Origin of the sequence: Rhodoblastus sp. 17X3, from assembly GCF_030056575.1 — a bacterium.
In the GTDB taxonomy this organism is placed as follows: Bacteria; Pseudomonadota; Alphaproteobacteria; order Rhizobiales; family Beijerinckiaceae; genus Rhodoblastus.
The window spans coordinates 18,267-38,790 of the sequence record NZ_JASHHX010000020.1 but is presented as its reverse complement, the minus strand read 5'-3'; the positions used below and the strand labels follow the sequence as shown (position 1 = coordinate 38,790).

The window sequence follows — 20,524 nt, the reverse complement described above, 5'->3', positions numbered from 1 at the left end:
TGCGCTCGGTTTTTGTGCGCGGAATTCGCTTCCCGCCTGAATCCGGTTCGCAGCTCATGATGGACAAGACTTTCGACCCCGCCGCCGTGGAAAGCCGCATCGCGGCTGAATGGGAGGCTGAGGGCGCCTTTCGCGCCGATCGTCCGGAACGAGTCGGAGCGACGCCCTTCACGGTCGTCATTCCGCCGCCGAATGTCACCGGCTCGCTCCACATGGGCCATGCGCTCAACAACACCCTGCAGGACATTCTCTGCCGCTTCGAGCGCATGCGCGGCAAGAATGTGCTGTGGCAGCCGGGCACGGACCACGCCGGCATCGCGACCCAGATGGTGGTGGAGCGCCGCCTCGCCGCCGCCGGCGAGCCCGGGCGCCGCGATCTCGGCCGCGAGGCCTTTCTTGAAAAGGTCTGGGACTGGAAGGCGGAATCGGGCGGCGCGATTGTCAACCAGCTGAAACGCCTCGGCGCCTCCTGCGACTGGTCGCGCGAACGGTTCACCATGGACCCCGGCTCGTCGCGGGCGGTGCTGAAAGCCTTCGTGGAGCTTTATCGCGCCGGGCTGATCTACAAGGACAAGCGCCTCGTCAACTGGGACCCGAAACTGCTGACCGCGGTATCGGACATCGAGGTGGCGTCCCAGAACGTCAAAGGCTCGCTCTGGCACTTCAAATATCCGCTGGCGGACGAGAATGGCGCGGCGACCGGCGAATTCATCGTCGTGGCCACGACGCGGCCAGAAACCATGCTCGGCGACACGGCGGTCGCGGTCCATCCCGAGGATGAGCGTTATCTCCACCTGCATGGCCGCTTCGTGCGGCTGCCCCTGGTCGGCCGCCTGATCCCCATTGTCGCGGACAGTTATTCCGACCCGGAAAAGGGCTCCGGCGCGGTCAAGATCACCCCAGCCCATGATTTCAACGATTTCGAAGTCGGCGCCCGTCACAAGCTGCCTCTCATCAATATTCTGGACGCCGAGGCGCGCGTCATCCTGCGCGAGAACGAAGCCTTCCTTGAAGGCGTGATCGAGAACGATGATTTGTCAGACACGCTGGAGAGCCTGCACGGCCTTTCCCGCGAGGACGCGCGCAAGGCGGTGATCGCCGCCATGGAGGCGCAGGGCCTGATCGAGACCATCGAGGCCCATGAGCATCAGGTTCCGCATGGCGACCGCTCCGGCGTCGTCATCGAGCCCTGGCTCACCGACCAGTGGTATGTGGACGCCAAAACCCTCGCGGGTCCGGCGCTCGCGGCGGTGCGTTCGGGCGAGACGAGTTTCGTCCCCAAGAACTGGGAAAAGACCTTTTTCGACTGGCTTGAGAACATCCAGCCCTGGTGCGTCTCGCGCCAGCTGTGGTGGGGCCATCAGATCCCGGCCTGGTATTCGCCCTGGGGCGCGGTCTATGTCGCCGAGACCGAGGAAGAGGCCCTGGCCGACGCCCTGGCCGACGCCGTCACCCGCGAGATCTACAGCGACGCCGAGGCCGAGGCCATCGCCTCCGACCCCGACAAGGCCGAAGGCCTGCTGACGCGCGACGAGGACGTTCTGGACACATGGTTCTCCTCGGGCCTGTGGCCGATGTCCACGCTCGGCTGGCCGGAAGAGCAGAACGACCTCGCCGCGCGCTATCCGACCGACGTGCTGGTCACCGGCTTCGACATCATCTTTTTCTGGGTCGCCCGCATGATGATGTTCGGGCTGCAGTTCCAGAACAAGGTTCCGTTCCGCCACGTCTATCTCCACGCGCTGGTGCGCGATGAGAAGGGCGCGAAAATGTCGAAGTCCAAGGGGAACGTCATCGACCCCCTGCAGCTCATCGACACCTATGGCGCCGATGCGCTGCGCTTCACCCTCGCCGCCATGGCGGCGCAGGGGCGCGACATCAAGCTCGCTCCGGCGCGCGTCGAGGGCTATCGCAATTTCGCGACCAAGCTGTGGAACGCCACGCGCTTCGCGGAAATGAACGAGTGCAAGGGCCGGACGGGCTTCGACCCCACCAAGGTCAAAGAAGTGCTGAACCGCTGGATCATTGGCGAGACGGCGCGCGCGGTCTCCGAGGTCGAGACGGCTCTGGTCGCCTACAAGTTCAACGAGGCGGCGCAGGCGGCCTATCGCTTCGTCTGGAACATTTTCTGCGACTGGCATCTGGAGCTAGCCAAGCCGCTGCTGCAGGGGCCGGACGGCGCGGCCAAGAACGAGGCGCGCGATACGGTCGCCTTCGTGCTCGACCAGATCTGCAAATTGCTGCACCCCTTCATGCCCTTCCTCACCGAGGAAATCTGGACCATTCGCGGCCAGGACCTGAAGCGCGACTCCCTGCTGGTTCTGGCCCTGTGGCCGGATCTGCGTGGGCTTGAGGACGCCGAGGCCGAGGCGGAAGCCGGCTGGGTGGTGGACGTCGTTTCGCAGGTTCGTTCCGTGCGCGCCGAAATGAACGTGCCGGCAGGCGCGCAAATTCCTCTGGCGCTGGTCGGCGCCAGCGAGGAAGACGCGAAGCGGGCCGGGCGCTGGGCCGAGACGATCAAGCGGCTGGCGCGGCTCTCGGAGATTGAAATGGTCCCAAAGGCGCCGCCGCAATCGGTGCAGGTGGTCGCGCGCGGCACGGCGCTGGCGCTGCCGCTGGCCGGCGTGATCGACTTCGCCGCCGAACGGGCGCGGCTCGAAAAGGGCGTCGCGGCCGAGCAGAAGGAAATAGCCAAGATCGACGCCAAGCTCGGCAACGCCGACTTCCTGCGCCGTGCGCCGGAAGAGGTGGTCGAGGAACAGCAGGAGCGCCGCGAAACGGCATTGGCGCGGCTGGAGAAGATGACCGCCGCTCTCAAAATGCTCAGCTAACCCGCCACGGCGTCATAGATCAGTTTGAGATTGAGCAGGCTCAGGCCTATCGCCAGAGCGGCGGCGGCATAGGTCGCCGCCCGGCTGGCGACCAGCGGGCCCATGACATGGCGCGAGCCCGTGAACCACACTAATGGCGCCAGCGCGAAGGGCAGGGCGAAGCTCAGCGCGACCTGCGACAGCACCAGCAGCTGGCCGGTCGCGGCTTCGCCCGCCAGAGCCGTGACAGTGACCGCGGGAATGATCGTCAGGGCGCGGGTAATGAGCCGCCGCGCGACAGGGCGAAGCCGCAGCCGCAGGAAGCCGTCCATGATGAGTTGGCCCGCCAGTGTCGCGGTGAGCGAGGAATTGAGGCCGCAGGCGACCAGCGCCACGCCGAACAGCTTGGCGGCGATGGGCGCGCCGAGGATCGGGGCGATCAGCCGATAGGCCTGCGAAAAGTCGGTCACCTCGCCCTGGCCATGGGCGAAGAAAGCTGAGGCCGCGAGGATCAGGATCGCGCCATTGATGGTCATGGCGAACAGCAGCGCAATCGCGGAATCGGTCATCGCGAAGCGGATCGCCTCGCGCCGCGCCGGAAGGTCCGACCCCGTCGCGCGGGTCTGCACGACGCCGGAATGCAGGAACAGGTTGTGCGGCATGATGGTCGCGCCGATGATCCCGGCGGCGAGATAGAGCATGGTTGGATTGCTCAGCAGGTCCGCCGGCGGCAGCAGGCCGTGCGCCGCCGCGCTCCAGTCGGGCCGGGCGAGCGCGAGCTGGAGCGCGAAACAGCAGGCGATGACGATCAGCAGTGCGATCACGAAGGCTTCGAGCTTGCGGAAGCCGAAACGCTCGAAGGCGAGGATCAGCGCGACGTCGAGCGCCGTGACGATGGCGCCAAGCCACAGCGGCAGGCCGAACAACAGGCCGAGCCCGATGGCCGTGCCGATCACCTCCGCGAGATCCGTCGCCAGAATGGCCAGCTCCTGCGTCGCCCAGAGGAATATCGCGACAGGGCGGGGGAGGTGGCGGCGGCAGGCCTGCGCAAGGTCGAGATCGGCCGCGAAGGCGAGCCGGGCTGACAGCGCCTGGAACAGGATGGCCACGAGGCTTGAAAGCACCGCCACGAACAGCAGCTTCATGCCGAATTGCGAGCCCGCGGCGAGCGATGTCGCCCAGTTGCCGGGATCCATATAGCCGGTCGCGACCAGATAGCCGGGGCCGACGAAAACCATGAAACGGGCGAAGACGCCGCCGCCGGGCGCAGCGCGCACGGACCCTCGCGCGGCGGAAAAACCGTCGCGCTCGACCGGCAGCAGGGGCGTCGGGTTCAGCATTGCGTCTCCGGGCGAAGGATCATCAGTCTAGTGCGGCGCGGGCGTCTCTGGAAGCCTCCCGGCAAAGCCCCGCCGACGGCCTTTTGGGGAGGCCTTCCGGCAAGCGGGCGGCGTCCTTTTTCAACCCTCTTTTCATTATGTATGGACCCTCGCGAGGCGTTCAATTTTTTGCGAGCGAAAAGCTTGGTTCTTTTGCAACTTTTTTCCGCGATTCTACGTTTGAGCCAAGCGAATCAAGCAATTGCCGGGGATTGGCGAATGTTGGCCGAAATGTATTTTTGTGGCTCGGGCGCCACAGCCGGAATTCAACTTCAGAAAGCCCAAAGTTTGAAAAGACGTCGCCGCGATTCAGCCATAAACGAGACGCTAGTTCGTATTGCGTAAGGACGGCTGAAAGGTCGTTCCGTCAGGAGAAATTTTTGTTATGGCGGCGTTCGGGCGAATTTTTCTTGCATGCTTTCTCGCCGCTTCCGCTGGTGCGTCGGCTCTTGCCTTCGACGGTCCCGTCAAGGGCTCGCCGTCCGATCAGACGCTCGATATTTTCAAGGATCCGCATCAGGCGTTGCAGGCGGCGCTGGAGAGCTATCGCGCCGGAAATCCGGCTTCGTCGGTCGAAGCCCTGAAATACGCCGCCGCCGGCGGCGAACCGCTCGCGCAATGGAAACTCGGCAAGATGTACGCCGATGGCGACGGCGTCCCGCGCGATGACTACAAGGCCTATCAATATTTCCAGCAGATCGTCGACAAATATGACGAGGACAACGCCAATTGGCGCGAAAAGTCGGTGGTGGCCAGCGCCTTTGTCGCGGTCGGCGTGTTCCAGCTGAATGGCATTTCCGGCTCCCGCCTGCGGCCGGACCCGGAACAGGCGATGCGCATGTTCCTCTATGCGGCGACCAATTTCAGCGATTCCAACGCGCAATATAATCTCGCCCGGCTTTATATGGACGGCGCCGCCGGCCTCGCCAAGGACAGCCGCCAGGCGGCGCGCTGGCTTAATCTCGCGGCGGAAAAGGGCCATGTCGAGTCCCAGGCTCTGCTGGGCCATCTGCTCTTCGCCGGCGACGGCGTGCCGCGCCAGCGCGCGCGGGGCCTGATGTGGCTGACGCTGGCGCGCGAAGGCGCCAATGGCAAGAACCAGGATTGGGTGCGGTCGCTCTATGACCAGGACCTGAAAACGGCCAATGACAATGATCGGCAGGTTGCGCTGGTCTATCTCGAAGAACATCTCAAGAAGCGCAACTGAACCGTCCACAAGCGCAGGCAAAAGAAAACGCGGCCCGAAAACTCCGGGCCGCGCGTTTATTCAGGGATTGAGCGCCGAAACGATCAGAACTTCGGCACCCAATAGAGATCCTTGGTGAGGAAGCTGTAGCGAAGCTCGATACCGGCGGCAAATTGGTTGGTGGAGCCAGCGCGCGTCGCGACAGGGCTGTTGGCCACGCTGCCGGTGAGCGCCTGATAGGTTCCATAGGCGCTGACGCGCCAGGTGTCGGACAGTTCGTAACGCGCCGCAGCCGTGACCCCGGCGTCGACGAGGCCGCCAGTCGCCCTATAGGCCGTCAGGCGACCGCCGGACCACTGATTCAGCGCCGCTTGCCAGGGTTGGACCGTGAAGAAGGCCGAGGCGTATTGATCATTGCCGAAATCGAGGCGCGGGCCGATCGAAAGCGTCAGCCGGCCCCATTTCTGCCAGATGTCGCCGCCGAGATAGGCCGCCCAGCCGTCATAGCCGGAAACCGCCTTGCGGACCTCGCCGCGGACGCGCGCCCACGGAACCGGCGTGAGTTCGAAAAAGCCGCCAACCTCGATCGAGGCGTTGACGTCAGAGAGGCCGAAAAGCTCGGGATAGTTTCGGACGTTGCGATCGCTGACCCAGCGGCCGGCCGGACCGACGGCGAACCAGCTGTTCTTCAGAATGGCCAGGCTCAGGCTGTCGTCAGGGGAGCTGAAACGTTCGGGCTCGCCGACGCGGCGGATCGCGATCCCGGGCAGGCCGAAAAAGGAATAGTTCTTGGAGCCGGGGAAGCTCGGCGCAATGCCGCCCATCGCGGACACGTCGACAATCCATTCCGCCGACGTTCCCGGCGGCGGGGTGATGAGCCCCGGCAGATTATACTCGTCCGCCTGGGCGGCGCCCGAGACGAGAGTGGCGGCTATGGCCAGCGCGCGCTGCGAAATTTTCAATATATCGTCCCCCAAATACTGCCGGAAAGATTACCAGCGGCGGGGTATGCGGGACAGGCGTTTTTGGCCGTAAAATCAAGATTGTCGGGGGCGTCGTTTTCTTGCAACAGTCTATTGCGGAAATTTACCGGTGGTTAAGCAATTGCCCAGCTTGTTCAAACTCGTGACGCGCACGCCGGCCTTGTTGGCGCGCGGCCTGATCCAGACCTATCGCGTCACGCTCTCCAGCGTCGCGGGACGGAATTGCCGCTATTTGCCCACCTGCTCCGCCTATACGGACGAGGCGATCGCCCGTCACGGCCTGTGGGCCGGCGGCTGGATCGGCCTGTCGCGCATCTGCCGCTGCCATCCCTGGGGGGATTCCGGCTTCGATCCCGTGCCGGAAAACACGCCGCCGGGCGCTGATTCGCTGCACCCCTGGCGCTATGGCGCGTGGCGGCGCAGGCCGGTGTGCGAAGCGGTCGAGCCGGAAAGTCCAGGTCCTGACCTTACTCATGCGCCATGACTTCCAGAGCCAGCGCATATAGCCGCAGGCGCTGGAGGTCTGGCATCGCCTTCATGGCGTCGAGATAGACCAGCCCGTTCTGGCATTGCTGGGCGTCGGACAGGGGCGGGTTGGGCGCCTTGCCGTCGAGTAGCTGCGCCACCGCCGCCTTGTCCATGCCCTTGGCCAGCAGCGCCTTTTCCAGCTCGTCGAAATCTTCGGTCGTGGGCGCCTCGCGGTCGATCTTCTTGTGCGCGCCATCGTCTATGGCCACGAGGCCGGCCTGGGCCTCGGCGGCCATCAGGGCGCGATGGGCGCCGGCGAAGGCGACAAAGCGCTCGGCAGGCGCGCCGGTAAGGAAATCGACGCAGAGGGCGGGATCGGTCGCCGCCAGTTGCGCCAAAACCTTCTGATGCTGGTCGAACAGGCTGTCGAGCGCCTCGGCGCCGGCGCGCGCGCCCATCAGGCCTCGCTTCTGCCGCAGGACCTGCACCGCCTGGGTCAGGAACAGGTCGGCGGCGTTGTCGTGAGTCTCGATTCCCTGGGCGAGCGCGCTCTTGACCGCGGCGTCGTAGTCCGCGGGGTACAGGCTGCGGAGCTGGACGAAAAACGCCTCATATTCGGGCGCCCGCTTCAGCTTGTCCTGCAAGGCCGCGAGCCGCTGCGGGTCGATCTGCGCATCGGCCTCGCCTTTGGCCGGTTCTTCGACCGGCTCCGGCGCGACCGGCGTCGTCGTGACGGGCTTTGCCGCGAGCGGCGGCGCGGGGGGCGCGGATCTTTGCTCTCCGGTCGCAAGAAACCAGCTGCCGAAAGCGGTTGCGAGCGCGGCCGTCATCGCCAGCAAGGCGATTTTGATCTGTCTGTTCCAATTACCCACTTTACCACCGAAGGGCCATTCTCAGGGCGCGCAATTTGGCGCGACCTTGGCTTGCGCGTCAATGCTAAGTCAGGGACTAGTCACGCGCGCATTGCGCTCACAACGCAAATCGCGATAGGAAAGCGCTCCGAAAAACAGCTTACGCCGGCCCGTCTCGGCGAGTGAGCAAGGAGAAACGGATGATTGCGGTTACTTTCCCCGACGGCGCCCAGCGCAGCTACGAAGCCGGGACCACGGGCCTCGACATCGCCAAGGGCATTTCACCCTCGCTGGCCAAGCGCACCGTCGCCATGATGCTCAATGGCGAAATGGTCGATATCGCGAAGCCGATCGACGCCGACGCCAAAGTCGAATTCCTCAACCGCGACGACCCCCGCGCGCTGGAGCTGATTCGCCACGACGCCGCCCATGTGCTGGCCGACGCGGTGCAGGCGCTCTATCCGGGCACGCAGGTGACCATCGGCCCGGTGATCGAGAACGGCTTCTATTACGATTTTTTCCGCGCCGAGCCCTTCACGCCGGAGGATTTCGCCGCCATCGAACGGAAGATGCGGGAGATCATCGCAGCCGACACGCCGATCGTGCGCGAGGAATGGACCCGCGACGAGGCGGTCGCCTGGTTCGAGAAACATGGCGAGGCCTTCAAGGTCGAACTGGTCGAGACCATTCCGGCCGACCAGAAGATCTCGGTCTACAGGCAGGGCGATTGGCTCGACCTCTGCCGCGGCCCGCACATGCCCTCGACCGGCAAGATCGGCCAGGCTTTCAAGCTGATGAAGGTCGCGGGCGCCTATTGGCGCGGCGATTCGAACAAGCCGATGCTCCAGCGCATCTACGCCACCGCCTTTGCGAAGCAGGAAGACCTCGACGCCTATCTCAAGCAGATAGAGGAGGCCGAGCGCCGCGACCATCGCCGTCTCGGCCGCGAAATGGATCTGTTCCATTTCCAGGAGGAGGGGCCGGGCACGATCTTCTGGCACCCCAAGGGTTGGACCCTGTTCCAGACCCTGATCTCCTTCATGCGCCGCCGCCAGCAGGAGGCCGGCTATATCGAGGTCAACACGCCGCAGGTGCTCGACCGCGCCCTGTGGGAGACCTCGGGCCATTGGCAGACCTATCGCGAGAACATGTTCATCACCAAGACCGAGGACGAGCGCGTCTTCGCCTTGAAGCCGATGAACTGTCCCGGCCATGTGCAGATCTTCAAGAACGGGTTGAAGTCCTATCGCGACCTGCCGATGAAGATCGCCGAATTCGGCATCGTCCATCGCTACGAGCCGTCGGGCGCGATCCACGGCATGATGCGCGTGCGCGCCTTCACGCAGGACGACGCGCATATCTTCTGCACCGAAGATCAGATCATGGCGGAAGCCATGAAGATCAACGACATGGTCATGTCGATCTACAAGGATTTTGGGTTCGACGACATTGTGGTGAAACTTTCGCTGCGACCGGACAAGCGAGTCGGCAGCGATGAGAACTGGGACAGAGCGGAAGCCGCCTTGCAGAAAGTGCTCGATCTCGTCGCCGCGCAGGGCCTGAAGACCGGCGTCAACCCCGGCGAGGGCGCCTTCTATGGGCCGAAGCTCGAATATACCCTGCGCGACGCCATTGGCCGCGAATGGCAATGCGGCACGACGCAGGTGGACTTCAACCTGCCGGGTCGCTTCGGCGCCTTCTACATTGGCGCGGATTCGGAAAAGCAGACTCCGGTCATGATCCATCGCGCCATTTTCGGCTCGCTGGAACGTTTCACGGGCATCCTCATCGAGCATTTCGCCGGCCATCTGCCGCTGTGGCTGTCGCCGGTGCAGGCGGTCGTCTGCACCATCACGTCGGACGCTGACGACTACGCGCTGGAAATCGCCGCTCTTGCCCGCAAGGCGGGTCTGCGTGTCGACACCGATCTTCGCAATGAGAAGATCAATTACAAGGTGCGCGAATTGTCGCTGGCGAAAATCCCGGCGCTGCTGGTCGTCGGCCGCAAGGAGGCGGCGGACCGCACTGTCTCGATCCGCCGGCTCGGCTCGCAGGCCCAGACTTTTGCGACGCTGGACGAGGCGCTTGCCTCGCTGGCGAAAGAGGCGGCGCCGCCGGATTTGCGCGGGGCGTGACGGAACCTTGCTCCCTCATTGCGACGAGAGAAGCCTTCCATTCCGCGCTATATGCGCGGGGTGGAAGTCGAAGCCCCGCGCGTTGACGCGCGCTGAACCTCGGGGTCGATCCGTCTATGTCCAATCCCAAAATCTATCTCGCCGGCCCCGAGGTCTTCCTGCCCGATGCGCGCGAGATCGGCGCGCGCAAAAAGATCCTGTGCGAGGAATTCGGCTTTGTCGGCCTTTATCCGCTCGATCACGATCTGGCGGCCACGCCGGGCGAGACGCTGGATGAAAAAATCTTCGCCGCCAATGTCGCTTGTCTGCGCGAGGCCGACGCCGCGATTTTCAACCTGTCGCCCTTTCGCGGCGTCAACGCCGATCCGGGAACGGCCTTCGAACTCGGCTTTTTGGCCGCGCTCGGCAAGCCCGTCTTCGCCTATACCAATGTGGCGTCGCCGCTATTCGACCGCGTCGCGCGCGAGTTCGGCGTCCACGCCACGCCCGAGGGCGAGCATTGCGACGCCCGCGCCTTGCTGATCGAGAATTTCGGCAATGCCGACAATCTGATGCTCGATTGCGCGCTGAAAGGGCAGGGCCGCAAGGTGATCCGCCCGGAGGTCCCGTCGCCCGGCCTTGGCGATCTCGCCGGCTTCATGGCCTGCCTGCGTCAGGCGCGTCTGCATTTCGGCTTCTGATTGGCCGCGGCTTGGCGTCCTCGGCATGGCGCGCGCTTGAACAACTATGCCTTGCTGCAAACGACGGCTTGCCGCGTCACCCTTTTCGCAGCGCGGCAAAAGCTTATGCTCCGCCGCGCTTCAGGAGTTTGAAAATGCAGAAACGCCCGCTCGGCCGCACCGATGTGCAGGTCTCCGAAATTTGCCTCGGCACCATGACCTATGGCCAGCAGACCGGCGAGGCCGACGCCTTTGCGCAGATGGACTACGCCCTGGCGCATGGCGTCAATTTTTTCGACACCGCCGAGCTTTATTCGATCCCGCCCCGCGCCGAGACCTATGGCGCGACCGAAACGATCATCGGCAAATGGTTTTCCGCGCGAGGTCAGCGCGACAAGATCGTTCTGGCCAGCAAGGTGGTCGGGCGCAGCACGGCGCATTGGTATCGCAACGGCCCAATGGCGCGGCTCGACCGCAAAAATATTTTCTACGCCGTCGAGAATTCCCTGAAGCGGCTGCAAACCGATTATATCGACCTTTACCAGTTGCACTGGCCCGACCGGCCGATGGACCTGTTCGAGGGCCTCTCCAACGTCTATCAGGATCGCGGCGGGCCGGACGGCGTTTCTTTCGAGGAGACCTTGTCGGCGCTGGGCGAACTGGTCCAGCAGGGCAAGATCCGCGCTTTCGGCGTCTCCAACGAGACGCCCTGGGGCGTCGCCGGATTCTTGCGCGGCGCCGAGACGGGCGCGGGGCCGCGCCTCGTCTCGATCCAGAACGCCTACAACCTGCTCAACCGCCAGTTCGAAATTGGCTTGGCCGAATTCGCCTTCCGCGAGCAGGTGGGGCTGCTGGCCTATTCGCCGCTCGCCCAAGGCTATCTCACCGGCAAATATCTTCATGGCGCAAGGCCGGCCAATTCGCGCAGCGCCTTGTTCGATCGCGGCCAGCGTTACCAGAAGCCGGGCGTGGACGAAGCCATCGAGGATTACCTGGCTTTGGCGCGCGAGTCCGGCCTTCATCCCGTCCATCTTGCGCTCGCCTTTGTCACCTCGCGGCCCTTCGTGACGGCGAATATCATCGGCGCGACCGACATCGATCAACTCAAGCTGATCCTCGACGCGCCGCATGGTCTCGATCCGGAAATCCTGCGGCGCATCGACGCGATCCATCAGGTTCGCGGCAATCCCGCGCCGTGACAGGCGCTTGCTGAGTGGTGAGCGCATGGACCCGGTAATCCTGATCGACGCCGACGCCTGTCCGGTCAAGGACGAATGCTACAAGGTCGCCGCGCGGCATGGGCTGAAAGTCTTTCTGGTCGCCAACCGGCTCATCCAGGCGCCGCGCCATCCGATGGTCGAGCGCGTTCTTGTGCCGCAGGGGCCGGATGTGGCGGACGACTGGATCGCCGAGCGGGCCGACGCGGGCAAGATCGTCGTCACCGCCGATATTCCGCTCGCCGCCCGCTGCGTCAAGGCGGGGGCCTTCGTGCTGGCGCCCAATGGCAAGATTTTCGACGACGCCTCGATTGGCATGGCTTTGGCGATGCGCAATCTGATGGAGGATCTGCGCTCCGGCGGCGCGACCACCGGCGGCCCGAAGGGGTTTTCGCCGCGCGACCGCTCGGCCTTCCTGTCGGCCCTGGAGCGAGGCGTTCAGCAGGCGCGCAAGCGGATGACGCCCGGCGTTTGAGGCTTTCCGGAATTCGGGCGCTGGAATTTAGCGCTTGGAGCCGCCGTCCGGCGCTAGCGAGCGGATATAGGCGGTAATGTCCGCGATCTCCTGCCGCGAGAGATTCATGTCCGGCATTTTGGGATGCGGGTCGGTGAGGAATGACGTCAGGTCGCCATTTGTCTTGCGCTTGGCGATGTCGAAAAAGCTCGGAACGTCGGCGCTGGCCCGTTTCTGGTTCTCCGCGACGATATGGCACGTCGCGCACCAGCGCTCGGCGATTCTCTCGCCCTGGTCGGGGTCGGACGCGGCCGCCGCCGGCTGTGCGGACAAGAAAGCAAAGGCCGAAAGAGCGAGAAGGGAACGAATCGCGAGAAGGCGCATGGGAATGGCTCCGGACGGCGAGAATGGACTATCCGCCGGTCGCGGCGCAAGCGCCTTGTCCGGGGTCAAAACGCGAAAGTGGCGGCGAGGGCCTGACTGACGATCACTGCAGGGGCTGGCCCGCCAGGACCTCGACGTCGCGGTCCTGATTGGAGATGACCTTGAAGGTCGCTTGATAGGTCTTGTTCTCATGGCGGGCGATTGCGACATATTCGCCCTCGGACAGCACCAGCGAGGGGAAGGCGCCGATCATTTCGCGGATGACGTCGCCACCGGGCGTGAGGATCGAGAAGCTGGTGTTGGCCAGCGCCTCGCCGCCGGCGTTATTGACCAGTTTGAGCGTCATGGTCGCCGCGCGATGGCGCAGGGCGCCGGCGGTCAGCTTGCCCGCCTGCACGCGCAGATCGGCGTAAACAGTCGAATTGGTCGGGGTTGAGGCGCCTGCCGCGACGTCCATCAGTTTCGAAACGATGTGATAGGAGCCTTCGGGCAGGCATTCCGGCTCGTCGGCCTTGAGATTGGGAATGATCAGCTTGGCTTCCGGGTCGTCGTGGTCTGGAAGATAGACCATGACGTTGAGCCGCGAGGGCGAGATCGGGACGTCGCCAAGCGAGCCGCTGATCTTCAGCGCCCCGGCGTTCATCACGACGCGATCGCTGACCGGCGCGCCGGCGACCGTGATGGATTTGGCCGCCCCCGCGAGCCCGCAGGCGACATGGACGATGTAATCGCCGTCGGCGAGCGGGAAGGTCGGCGTGGCTTGATTGGATTCGGCAATCAGGGCGTGGCTGCCGTCGGCGTTGGCGCGGGCCTCGAACACGCGCCAGTTCAGGCCGGTGCGGATCGCCTGGATGTCGCCGGGGGCGAAAACGGCGTTGAGCGAAACGGGAGAACGCACGGCCTCGGGCGGCGGCGCGGGCGGTTGCAGGTCGGGCGTCGCGGCGGGCGGCGGGGCGCCGACGAACGGCGGCACGTTGAGGGCCGGCGGAAGCTCAGGCGTTTGCGCGAGCGCCGGCGACGCGAGCCAGGATAAAGCCGCTGCCGCCAGACCCGCTGCCAAACCCGCGCGAGGAACCCTCACGCCCCAAAATCCCGAAACCATTCGCCGCAAACCCGTACTCCGCCCGCTTGGCCTACTCCGGCATCGGTTTACAAAGTGACCTTTTTAGGGCTTGTAGCGCGAAAAGTCCGGATGACGCCATGACAGACAGCCTGAAGAACGAAACCATCCAGTTGTTGGCGACCCGCCGCTCCGCGCCGCCCATGCAGATGCGTGGGCCAGGCCCCGACGCGACCGAATTGCGCGAACTGCTCACGCTGGCGTCGCGCGTGCCGGACCATGGCAAGCTCACGCCCTGGCGCTTCATCGTGTTCGAAGGCGATGGCCGCCAGCGCGCCGGCGAAATCCTCGCGGATGTTTTCGCAAAGCGCGAGCCGACCGCCGAGGCCCAGCGCGTCGAAACGGAGCGCAGCCGCTTCGCCCAGGCGCCGCTTGTGGTCGCGGTTGTGTCGCGCGCCGCGCCCCATGTCAAAATTCCGGAATGGGAGCAGCATCTGACGGCGGGCGCCGTCTGCATGGCTCTCACGGTCGCCGCCACCGCGATGGGCTTCCGCACCGTCTGGATCACCGGATGGGCCGCCTATGACCGCGAGGTCCTGACCCGCTTCGGCCTCGCCGAACAGGAGCGGATCGCAGGCTATATCCATATCGGCCGGGTGGAAAAAGGGCCTGAGGACCGCGCGCGGCCCGATCTGGACGCGCTCGTCACGCGGTTCTGATCCGTGTCGCAAAAGCGGCGTTGATCGCTTTCGCCTGTTCCGGGGTCGTGGCGAATTTCCCTGCGAAGCCGTCGCGCGCCGCCAGCGCGCAAATGCGCGCAAAGGCCTCGCCTTCGCCGGGCTCCGCGCAGTCGAAAGCGGGGGCCTGAGCGGCGGCGGCGGCGAAGAGGCACAGGCTGCGCGCGACGCGCAAAGGCTCCGGCTTGTCCTCGCCCTCCGCCAGCGCCAGCCCGAGCCTTTGCGCGAGCCGCCGCTCGTCGCGGCCGATCCCGATCAGGCGCCGGGTGGCGCGCGAGAGCGAACCGAGTTCGAAAATCGCGGCGGGGGAGTCTCCCGCCAGCACGAGAATGCGGGCCGAGCCGTCGGGCAGGCCGTTCTCCGCCTCGCGGACGGCGAGCTTGGCGCCGAGATGCTGGATGTCTCGTCCGCCAATGGCGTCTGGCAGGATGATCCCGTCCGGGGCGGCGGCCATGACCGCGTCGAGATCGGCGTCGGCCAGGCCGGAGCCGAGGGGATGGATCAGCGCCAGAACCGTCTTGCCCGCTTGCCGCGCCGCCGAGATCATCGCCACGGCTTCCTCGCGGCCTTCCGCGTCATCGGATCCGGCGAGATCGATCGTCAGGGCGTCGGCCTCGCTCGCCAGCGCCGCCTCAAGGGCGGGGCGCGACACGGCAGGTACGACTAGCAGGGACCGCATGGCGAATGTCTCCGGGGCGACGCGTCGTTTCATCGCGAATCAATATGACCATTAAGTGAAATTTTACCTTGTTTGCTCATCCTGCGTTAACCGGGCCGCAAAGGCCGCGGCGCTGAGCTTTGCGGGTTTCGCATGATCGTTCGCAAATTCATCCAATGGTCTGAAAACGCTCCAGCCAGCGCCCGCGCCGAGGGCGTCGGCGCACTCGCCCGAGCCTATCTTTACGGCGATCTGGAAGCGCAGGAGCGCGCGGACGCCGAACAGATCCTCTACGCCATGCTCGACGATCCCTCGCCGCTGGTTCGCCGTTCGCTCGCCGAAAGCATCGCCAGCGCGGTCGAGGCGCCGCCCGCCATCATTCTCGGGCTCGCGCTCGACCAGTCCGATATTTCTTCCGTCGTCCTCGCCCGCTCGCCGCTGCTGACCGACGCCCAATTGATCGACTGCGCCTCGGTGGGGGACAGGGTCGCCCAGGCGGCGATCGCGCTCCGTCCCGAATTGTCGCCCGCGGTCGCTTCCGCACTGGCCGAGGTCGCGTCGCGTGAAGCGCTGATCGCTCTCGCAGTCAACGAAGGCGCCAACCTGCCCGAATTCGCCATGCGGCGCATGATCGAACGCTTTGGCGGCGACCCCGAATTGCGCGAGGCGCTGCTGGGCCGCCCCTGGATTCCCGCCGCCGTCCGCGCCGCCCTGGCAGCCGCCGCCGCCCGCCAACTTGCCGATTACGCCGTGGAGCGCAACTGGCTTTCGCCCGCGCGCTCCGAGCGCATCGCCAAGGATTCGCGCGAGCGGGCCGCCATGATCATTGCCGCCGGATGCGCCGCCTTTTCTGAGGAAACGGCGGCGCTGGCGGCTTATCTTCGCATTTCCGGCCAATTGACCGCCGGTCTCGCGCTGCGCGGCCTGCTGTGCGGCCAGACCGGATTATTCGCGGCGACCCTGGTCGAGTTGACCGGCATGGGGCCGCGCCGCGTCGCCGGCCTGATCCGCGAGCCGGCCTCCACCGCCTTCGCCGCGGTTTACGCCAAGGCCGGATTGCCCGCGCCTTTGATGGTCGCCTTCCGCGCCGCTCTGGTCGCGCTTGGCAATAATTCAGGCAAGACGCCGGGGGGGCTCAACGCCGACGCGGCGGATGGCGGCGCCCTGCGACTGCCGGTCATTCAATTCGTCCTGAGCCAGTGCGAGGCCATGCAGGACGAGTCCCTCGCCCGGCTGATCGCGCTGCTGCGGCGGTTCGAGGCCGACGCCGCGCGCGAGCAGGGCCGCAAGGGGCTGTCTCGTCTGCGCGAGGCGCAGGCGGAAGCCGCGGCGCCTCCGGTCGCGGCCGCCGCGCCCGAGACGCCGGATTACCTCCCGATTCCCGCCACGGCCGACGAGCCCGAGTCGAAGGTCGAGACGATGACCGAGCCTCTAGCCGAAACCGACATCGTGGTCGATCTCGTCGCGCTGGAAAAAGAGCTTCTGGCCGCGTGAAGCGCGCGCCTAACCCATCAAGCCGGACGCCTTGAGCCAATAGAGCAGGGTGAGGGTCTTGCCGTCGCGGATCGCGCCGGCTTCCGCCTCGCGCAGCGTTTCGGCGAAACCGGCCTCGACGACTTCGATATCCTCGCCTTCCTCCTCCATGCCGCCGCCATCGGCGACGCGCGCTTCGGAATCATAGGGCGCGACAAAGAAATAAAGCTTTTCCGTCGTCGCGGCGGGGCTGACGAAAGCCTCGAACAGGAAGCGCGGCTCGCCGACCTTGAGGCCCATTTCCTCCATCGCCTCGCGGCGGACGCAGGCGTCGGGCGCTTCCCCGGGATCGAGCGTGCCGGCGCAGGCTTCGAGCAGGCCGGCCGTGGAATCGTTCATATAGGCGCCGAGCCGGAACTGCCGCGTCAGCAGCAACTTGCCGCGCCCGGAATCGTAAGGCAAGAGGACGCAAGCGTCGGGACGGCGGAAGAGATTGCGCTCATGCTTGTCCCAGCGGCCGCTCGCGCGACGCAATTCATAGTTGAGCCGCGAGAAAGTGTATTTCTCCTTCACGAGAATCTGCTCGTGCAGCCCGCGCGGGGCGCCTTTGTCGTCGAAATCAGTCTTGGGCATGGTCACGGCCTGAATTGCTCGCGCAGGATGCGCTCTTCCATGGAATGGCCGGGATCGTGCAGCAGTTCCAGCCCGACCGAATGATCCGTCGTCACCCGGACGCGCGTGACGTCGCGGAATTCATAATGATCGGCCACGGCCGCGACGGGACGCTTGTCCGCCTCCCGCACCTCGATCGTCACTTCCGCATTGTTGGACAGAAGGGCGCCGCGCCAGCGCCGGGGCCGGAAGGCGGAGATCGGCGTCAGCGCCATCAGCGGCGCGTCGAGCGGCAGGATCGGGCCATTGGCGGAAAGATTATAGGCGGTTGAACCGGCGGGCGTCGCGACCAGAAGGCCGTCGGACACGAGTTCCTCCAGCCGGACATGGCCGTCGACATAGACGCGCAGCTTGGCCGCCTGCGCGCTCTGGCGCAGCAGCGAAACTTCGTTGATCGCATGGGCGGTGGCGGTCTCGCCGGCGCGGTTTTCGGCGACCATGCGCAGTGGGTGGACGATCGAGCTTTGCGCAGCCTGCAACCGCTTGCGCAGGCCGGTCTCGCGGAACTCGTTCATCAGGAAGCCGACCGAGCCGCGGTTCATGCCATAGATCGGAATGTTCCGGCCCATGAACTTGTGCAGCGTCTGCAGCATCAGGCCGTCGCCACCCAGCGCGACCACGACATCGGCTTCGTCGGAATGGACGTCGCCATAGCGGCCGACGAGGCGCGCGCGGGCGTGTTCCGCCTCCGGCGTGGTCGCCGCCAGAAAATTGATCCGTTCGAAACGGCGCCCGTGGTCAGAGGATTCGCTCATGTTCCCTTCCGACATTCCGCCCTTTCGCGGCGCCAGTTCAGACGAAGGAATAGGCGAAGCCATGCGCCGGGGCAAGGCGCAGTCCCGCGATGGGCGACGCCAAGTGAATCGTGCTTTCCCAAATGGTTAGCGGGAGGCGGGGTGATAGGGAAGGGGCGTTTCGCGCCTGTCCTTGATACGGATCAAAACATTTGTCCTGTTCGGCGAGCGTGCTATTGTCCGAGACAAAATTTGGGACGGATCGCGCGGCTCATCGGGCCGGAAGGAAACATATTTTGGAAAGTCTGGCCGAGAAGGTCCTGTTCGACACCGTCTTCGGGCGTATCGAGACCAGCCCGCGGACGATCGCCTGTGCGCACAAGGCGGCGCCTGGCCTGGCGCTCGAATGCCACGAATGCGAGATCAAGGGCCTGAGCATCTGCGACGCGCTCGAACCGGACGAGTTTGATCTGCTGGAGCGAATCGGCCGCACCGTGTCCTTCCCGGCCAAGACCACCCTGTTCGAACAGGGCCGCGACGCGCCTTTCGTGTCCAACCTCACTTCGGGCGCCATGCGGCTGTCCAAGCTGCTGCCGGACGGGCGCCGCCAGGTGGTGGGCTTCACGCTGCCGGGCGATTTTCTCGGCCTGGCGATGCAGCCGACCCACATGTACACCGCCGACGCGCTGACGCCGGTCAAGATCTGCCAGTTCTCGCGCCACGGCTTTTCCGATCTGCTCGACAAGAAGCCCCGCCTGATGCGCGCCGTCATGAACATGGCTTCGCGCGAACTGACGCTGGCGCAGGACCAGATGGTGGTGCTTGGCCGCCGCACGGCGGAGGAGAAGATCGCTTCCTTCCTGATCGGCATGCGCAACCGCTATGCGCGCATTCACGGCGCCTCGGTCCATGTGCCCCTGCCGATGACCCGCCTCGACATCGGCGATTTCCTCGGCCTCACCGTCGAGACGGTCAGCCGCATGATGACCCGGCTGGCCCGCGAGAAGGCCATTGTCATCGTGCCGGACGGCGTGCGCCTGCTCGACGTGCGGCGGCTGGAGCTGCTGGCGGAAATGTGAGGCTCGCCTTGTGAGCGATGCGGATGCGGCGCAAGCGCCCGGCTTTGACTGGTCGTGGCGCTGGTTTCTTGAGGGCGTCCGACAGGCGCTGACCGGGCCGGCCTTTTATGTTTCCATCTCGTTGATGGGCGTCGGTTCGCTGGCGCGGGCGGCCGGCTTTCCAGTCGGCGCGGCGGTGCTTTCCACCATTCTGGTCTGGGCCGGGCCTGGCCAATTGCTGTTTTTCGGTGCGGTCATCGCCAAGACCGCGCCGCCGGCCATCGCGCTCGCGGTCAGCCTGTCCTCCGTGCGCCTGCTGCCGATGTGTCTCTCCGTCCTGCCCATGTTGCGTGAAAAGCGGACGCCGCTCCCGGTCCTGTTCGCCGCCGCCCATTTCATCGCGGTGACGGTCTGGGCGGAGTCCTTGCGCCGCCTGCCGGACATCGAGCGCCCTGTGCGCCTGCCATTCTTTTTCGGACTCGCCACGACTTGCCTGACGCTGACGTCGTTTTCAACGGCGCTGGGCTATTGGCTGATGGGTTCGCTGCCGCCGCCGCTCGGGGCGGGCATGATGATGCTCTCGCCGATCTATTTCCTCGCCACCACCGCGCGCTCGGCGCGTTCCGGCGCCGATTGGCTGGCCATGCTGTTCGGCGCGGTTCTGGCGCCCGTCATGGTGACCTTTGTGGGCGGCGGCTTCGACCTGCTGGCGCTGGCCCTGGTCGGCGGCGGCGGCGCCTGGTTCGCCGGCTATCTCGCGCGGCGGACGTCATGAGCGTTTTTTCCGCCGATCCGACCCTCGCGCCCTATTTGGCGCTGATCCTGTTCGGCTTCCTGCCGAGCGAAATCTGGCGCGGGCTCGCCGTGGTGGTCGCGCGGCGCATCGACGAGAATTCCGAGCTTTTCCTCTTCGTGCGCAGCGTGGCGACCGTCCTGCTGGTCGGCGTGGTGGTGAAAATCGTCCTGCTGCCTTCGCGCGAACTCGCGGTTGCGCCGGTCTGGGCGCGCGGCGGCGCGCTTGCCGTCGCGGCCGCGGGATTTTTCGCCACGCGACGCTCGGTCTTTGCGGCGATCGTCGCGGGCGAGGCGGTCGTCATCCTGTCCGTGTGGTGGTGTATGGGGTGAAACTCACTCCTCGGCGGCGAGCGCGGCGCGGATCTTGTCGGCATGGGCTTTCAGCATGGCGGGATCAGCCATCTTGCCGCCATGAGGGCGCAGCGCGACGCCTTCCCAGCGCGGCATCACATGGAAGTGGATGTGGAACACGCTCTGGCCGCCGGCCGGCTCGTTGAACTGGTGCAGGGTGATCCCCTCAGCGCCCGTGGCCGCCTTCACGGCGCGCGCCAGCTTCTGCACCCGCAGGATGAGGGCGCCCAGCACTTCCGGTGGAACATCGAGGATGTTACGGGCGCCGAGCTTGGGAATCACCAGCACATGGCCGTCCGAGCGCGGCATGACGTCCATGAAGGCCAGGGTATCCTCGTCTTCATAGACTTTCTCGCAAGGAATCTCGCCGCGCAGGATTTTCGCGAAGATATTATTGGGATCATAGGTGGCGGACATGGGCGTCTCCGGCGAGAGGACAGAGCCATCGGGCATTGCAAAT

Annotated in this window: 21 protein-coding genes; 12 read left to right on the top strand and 9 right to left on the bottom strand. The window is 65.4% G+C overall.

Going from position 1 to position 20,524, the window contains the following annotated elements; genetic code table 11:
• Positions 1-56 precede the first annotated feature (56 nt).
• The gene (locus QM467_RS16195) at positions 57-2,831 is read left to right on the top strand and encodes a valine--tRNA ligase (protein WP_283367381.1); all 2,775 of its coding nucleotides are present in this window, start codon (positions 57-59) and stop codon (positions 2,829-2,831) included.
• Here QM467_RS16195 and QM467_RS16190 read toward each other — a convergent pair.
• The gene (locus tag QM467_RS16190; RefSeq protein WP_283367380.1) at positions 2,828-4,150 is read right to left on the bottom strand and encodes an Nramp family divalent metal transporter; all 1,323 of its coding nucleotides are present in this window, start codon (positions 4,148-4,150) and stop codon (positions 2,828-2,830) included. The genes QM467_RS16195 and QM467_RS16190 overlap by 4 nt on opposite strands.
• A 424-nt stretch (positions 4,151-4,574) precedes the next feature.
• Here QM467_RS16190 and QM467_RS16185 point away from each other — a divergent pair, with 424 nt between their 5' ends.
• Positions 4,575-5,396, top strand: coding sequence for a tetratricopeptide repeat protein (locus QM467_RS16185; RefSeq protein WP_283367379.1), 822 nt, complete (start codon positions 4,575-4,577; stop codon positions 5,394-5,396).
• An 83-nt stretch (positions 5,397-5,479) separates the two neighbouring features.
• Here QM467_RS16185 and QM467_RS16180 read toward each other — a convergent pair whose 3' ends face one another.
• Entirely contained in the window at positions 5,480-6,337 is an 858-nt protein-coding gene (locus QM467_RS16180) for a MipA/OmpV family protein (RefSeq protein ID WP_283367378.1), read from the bottom strand.
• Between the two features lie 130 nt (positions 6,338-6,467).
• Here QM467_RS16180 and yidD point away from each other — a divergent pair, with 130 nt between their 5' ends.
• Positions 6,468-6,842, top strand: coding sequence for a membrane protein insertion efficiency factor YidD (gene yidD / locus QM467_RS16175; RefSeq protein WP_283367377.1), 375 nt, complete (start codon positions 6,468-6,470; stop codon positions 6,840-6,842).
• Here yidD and QM467_RS16170 read toward each other — a convergent pair.
• Positions 6,826-7,698, bottom strand: a complete 873-nt coding sequence (locus QM467_RS16170; protein ID WP_283367376.1) for a hypothetical protein — start codon at positions 7,696-7,698, stop codon at positions 6,826-6,828. The two genes, yidD and QM467_RS16170, sit on opposite strands and share 17 nt — an antisense overlap.
• Positions 7,699-7,877: 179 nt before the next feature.
• On the opposite strand from QM467_RS16170, the gene thrS reads away from it, so the two are divergent.
• The 4 genes from thrS (at position 7,878) to QM467_RS16150 (ending at position 12,163) form a co-directional block, all read left to right on the top strand.
• Positions 7,878-9,812, top strand: coding sequence for a threonine--tRNA ligase (gene thrS, locus QM467_RS16165; RefSeq protein ID WP_283367375.1), 1,935 nt, complete (start codon positions 7,878-7,880; stop codon positions 9,810-9,812).
• 116 nt (positions 9,813-9,928) lie between these two features.
• Positions 9,929-10,492 (top strand): nucleoside 2-deoxyribosyltransferase, encoded by a 564-nt coding sequence (locus QM467_RS16160; RefSeq protein WP_283367374.1) that lies wholly within the window; start codon positions 9,929-9,931, stop codon positions 10,490-10,492.
• A 134-nt stretch (positions 10,493-10,626) separates the two neighbouring features.
• The gene (locus tag QM467_RS16155; protein WP_283367373.1) at positions 10,627-11,670 is read left to right on the top strand and encodes an aldo/keto reductase; all 1,044 of its coding nucleotides are present in this window, start codon (positions 10,627-10,629) and stop codon (positions 11,668-11,670) included.
• A 25-nt stretch (positions 11,671-11,695) separates the two neighbouring features.
• Complete coding sequence (locus QM467_RS16150; RefSeq protein ID WP_283367372.1) at positions 11,696-12,163, top strand: YaiI/YqxD family protein; 468 nt, start codon at positions 11,696-11,698, stop codon at positions 12,161-12,163.
• A gap of 27 nt (positions 12,164-12,190) precedes the next feature.
• Here the strand turns inward: QM467_RS16150 and QM467_RS16145 are convergent, their stop codons facing one another.
• Positions 12,191-12,526 (bottom strand): c-type cytochrome, encoded by a 336-nt coding sequence (locus QM467_RS16145; protein ID WP_283367371.1) that lies wholly within the window; start codon positions 12,524-12,526, stop codon positions 12,191-12,193.
• A gap of 103 nt (positions 12,527-12,629) precedes the next feature.
• Entirely contained in the window at positions 12,630-13,607 is a 978-nt protein-coding gene (locus tag QM467_RS16140) for a hypothetical protein (protein ID WP_283367370.1), read from the bottom strand.
• Positions 13,608-13,726: 119 nt separating this feature from the next.
• Between QM467_RS16140 and QM467_RS16135 the strand changes: the two genes are divergently transcribed.
• Complete coding sequence (locus QM467_RS16135) at positions 13,727-14,305, top strand: nitroreductase family protein (RefSeq protein WP_283367369.1); 579 nt, start codon at positions 13,727-13,729, stop codon at positions 14,303-14,305.
• Here the strand turns inward: QM467_RS16135 and QM467_RS16130 are convergent.
• Positions 14,292-15,002, bottom strand: coding sequence for an aldolase (locus QM467_RS16130; RefSeq protein ID WP_283367368.1), 711 nt, complete (start codon positions 15,000-15,002; stop codon positions 14,292-14,294). The genes QM467_RS16135 and QM467_RS16130 overlap by 14 nt on opposite strands.
• A gap of 132 nt (positions 15,003-15,134) precedes the next feature.
• Between QM467_RS16130 and QM467_RS16125 the strand changes: the two genes are divergently transcribed.
• Positions 15,135-16,475, top strand: coding sequence for a DUF2336 domain-containing protein (locus tag QM467_RS16125; protein WP_283367367.1), 1,341 nt, complete (start codon positions 15,135-15,137; stop codon positions 16,473-16,475).
• 9 nt (positions 16,476-16,484) lie between these two features.
• Here the strand turns inward: QM467_RS16125 and QM467_RS16120 are convergent, their stop codons facing one another.
• Positions 16,485-17,087, bottom strand: coding sequence for an NUDIX domain-containing protein (locus QM467_RS16120; protein ID WP_283367366.1), 603 nt, complete (start codon positions 17,085-17,087; stop codon positions 16,485-16,487).
• Positions 17,088-17,089: 2 nt separating this feature from the next.
• On the bottom strand, positions 17,090-17,881 hold the full coding sequence (locus tag QM467_RS16115; RefSeq protein WP_283367365.1) for an NAD kinase: 792 nt from the start codon (positions 17,879-17,881) through the stop codon (positions 17,090-17,092).
• Positions 17,882-18,156: 275 nt separating this feature from the next.
• Here QM467_RS16115 and QM467_RS16110 point away from each other — a divergent pair, with 275 nt between their 5' ends.
• The 3 genes from QM467_RS16110 to QM467_RS16100 are packed head-to-tail and all read left to right on the top strand — an operon-like array spanning position 18,157 to position 20,043.
• A complete protein-coding gene (locus QM467_RS16110; RefSeq protein WP_283367364.1) occupies positions 18,157-18,939 on the top strand; it encodes a Crp/Fnr family transcriptional regulator in 783 nt (260 codons plus the stop codon).
• 10 nt (positions 18,940-18,949) lie between these two features.
• On the top strand, positions 18,950-19,693 hold the full coding sequence (locus QM467_RS16105) for an AzlC family ABC transporter permease (protein ID WP_283367363.1): 744 nt from the start codon (positions 18,950-18,952) through the stop codon (positions 19,691-19,693).
• Complete coding sequence (locus QM467_RS16100; protein WP_283367362.1) at positions 19,690-20,043, top strand: AzlD domain-containing protein; 354 nt, start codon at positions 19,690-19,692, stop codon at positions 20,041-20,043. Before QM467_RS16105 ends, QM467_RS16100 begins: the two co-directional genes overlap by 4 nt.
• 3 nt (positions 20,044-20,046) lie before the next feature.
• On the opposite strand, the gene QM467_RS16095 is transcribed toward QM467_RS16100, so the two are convergent.
• Positions 20,047-20,481, bottom strand: a complete 435-nt coding sequence (locus QM467_RS16095) for an HIT family protein (RefSeq protein WP_283367361.1) — start codon at positions 20,479-20,481, stop codon at positions 20,047-20,049.
• Positions 20,482-20,524 lie beyond the last annotated feature (43 nt).

Coding starts and splice junctions, on each gene's coding strand:
- QM467_RS16195 (WP_283367381.1), top strand. CDS start 57: ATGATGGACAAGACTTTCGACCCCGCCGCCGTGGAAAGCCGCATCGCG.
- QM467_RS16190 (WP_283367380.1), bottom strand. CDS start 4,150: ATGCTGAACCCGACGCCCCTGCTGCCGGTCGAGCGCGACGGTTTTTCC.
- QM467_RS16185 (WP_283367379.1), top strand. CDS start 4,575: ATGGCGGCGTTCGGGCGAATTTTTCTTGCATGCTTTCTCGCCGCTTCC.
- thrS (WP_283367375.1), top strand. CDS start 7,878: ATGATTGCGGTTACTTTCCCCGACGGCGCCCAGCGCAGCTACGAAGCC.
- QM467_RS16160 (WP_283367374.1), top strand. CDS start 9,929: ATGTCCAATCCCAAAATCTATCTCGCCGGCCCCGAGGTCTTCCTGCCC.
- QM467_RS16155 (WP_283367373.1), top strand. CDS start 10,627: ATGCAGAAACGCCCGCTCGGCCGCACCGATGTGCAGGTCTCCGAAATT.
- QM467_RS16150 (WP_283367372.1), top strand. CDS start 11,696: ATGGACCCGGTAATCCTGATCGACGCCGACGCCTGTCCGGTCAAGGAC.
- QM467_RS16145 (WP_283367371.1), bottom strand. CDS start 12,526: ATGCGCCTTCTCGCGATTCGTTCCCTTCTCGCTCTTTCGGCCTTTGCT.
- QM467_RS16135 (WP_283367369.1), top strand. CDS start 13,727: ATGACAGACAGCCTGAAGAACGAAACCATCCAGTTGTTGGCGACCCGC.
- QM467_RS16130 (WP_283367368.1), bottom strand. CDS start 15,002: ATGCGGTCCCTGCTAGTCGTACCTGCCGTGTCGCGCCCCGCCCTTGAG.
- QM467_RS16125 (WP_283367367.1), top strand. CDS start 15,135: ATGATCGTTCGCAAATTCATCCAATGGTCTGAAAACGCTCCAGCCAGC.
- QM467_RS16120 (WP_283367366.1), bottom strand. CDS start 17,087: ATGCCCAAGACTGATTTCGACGACAAAGGCGCCCCGCGCGGGCTGCAC.
- QM467_RS16115 (WP_283367365.1), bottom strand. CDS start 17,881: ATGAGCGAATCCTCTGACCACGGGCGCCGTTTCGAACGGATCAATTTT.
- QM467_RS16100 (WP_283367362.1), top strand. CDS start 19,690: ATGAGCGTTTTTTCCGCCGATCCGACCCTCGCGCCCTATTTGGCGCTG.
- QM467_RS16095 (WP_283367361.1), bottom strand. CDS start 20,481: ATGTCCGCCACCTATGATCCCAATAATATCTTCGCGAAAATCCTGCGC.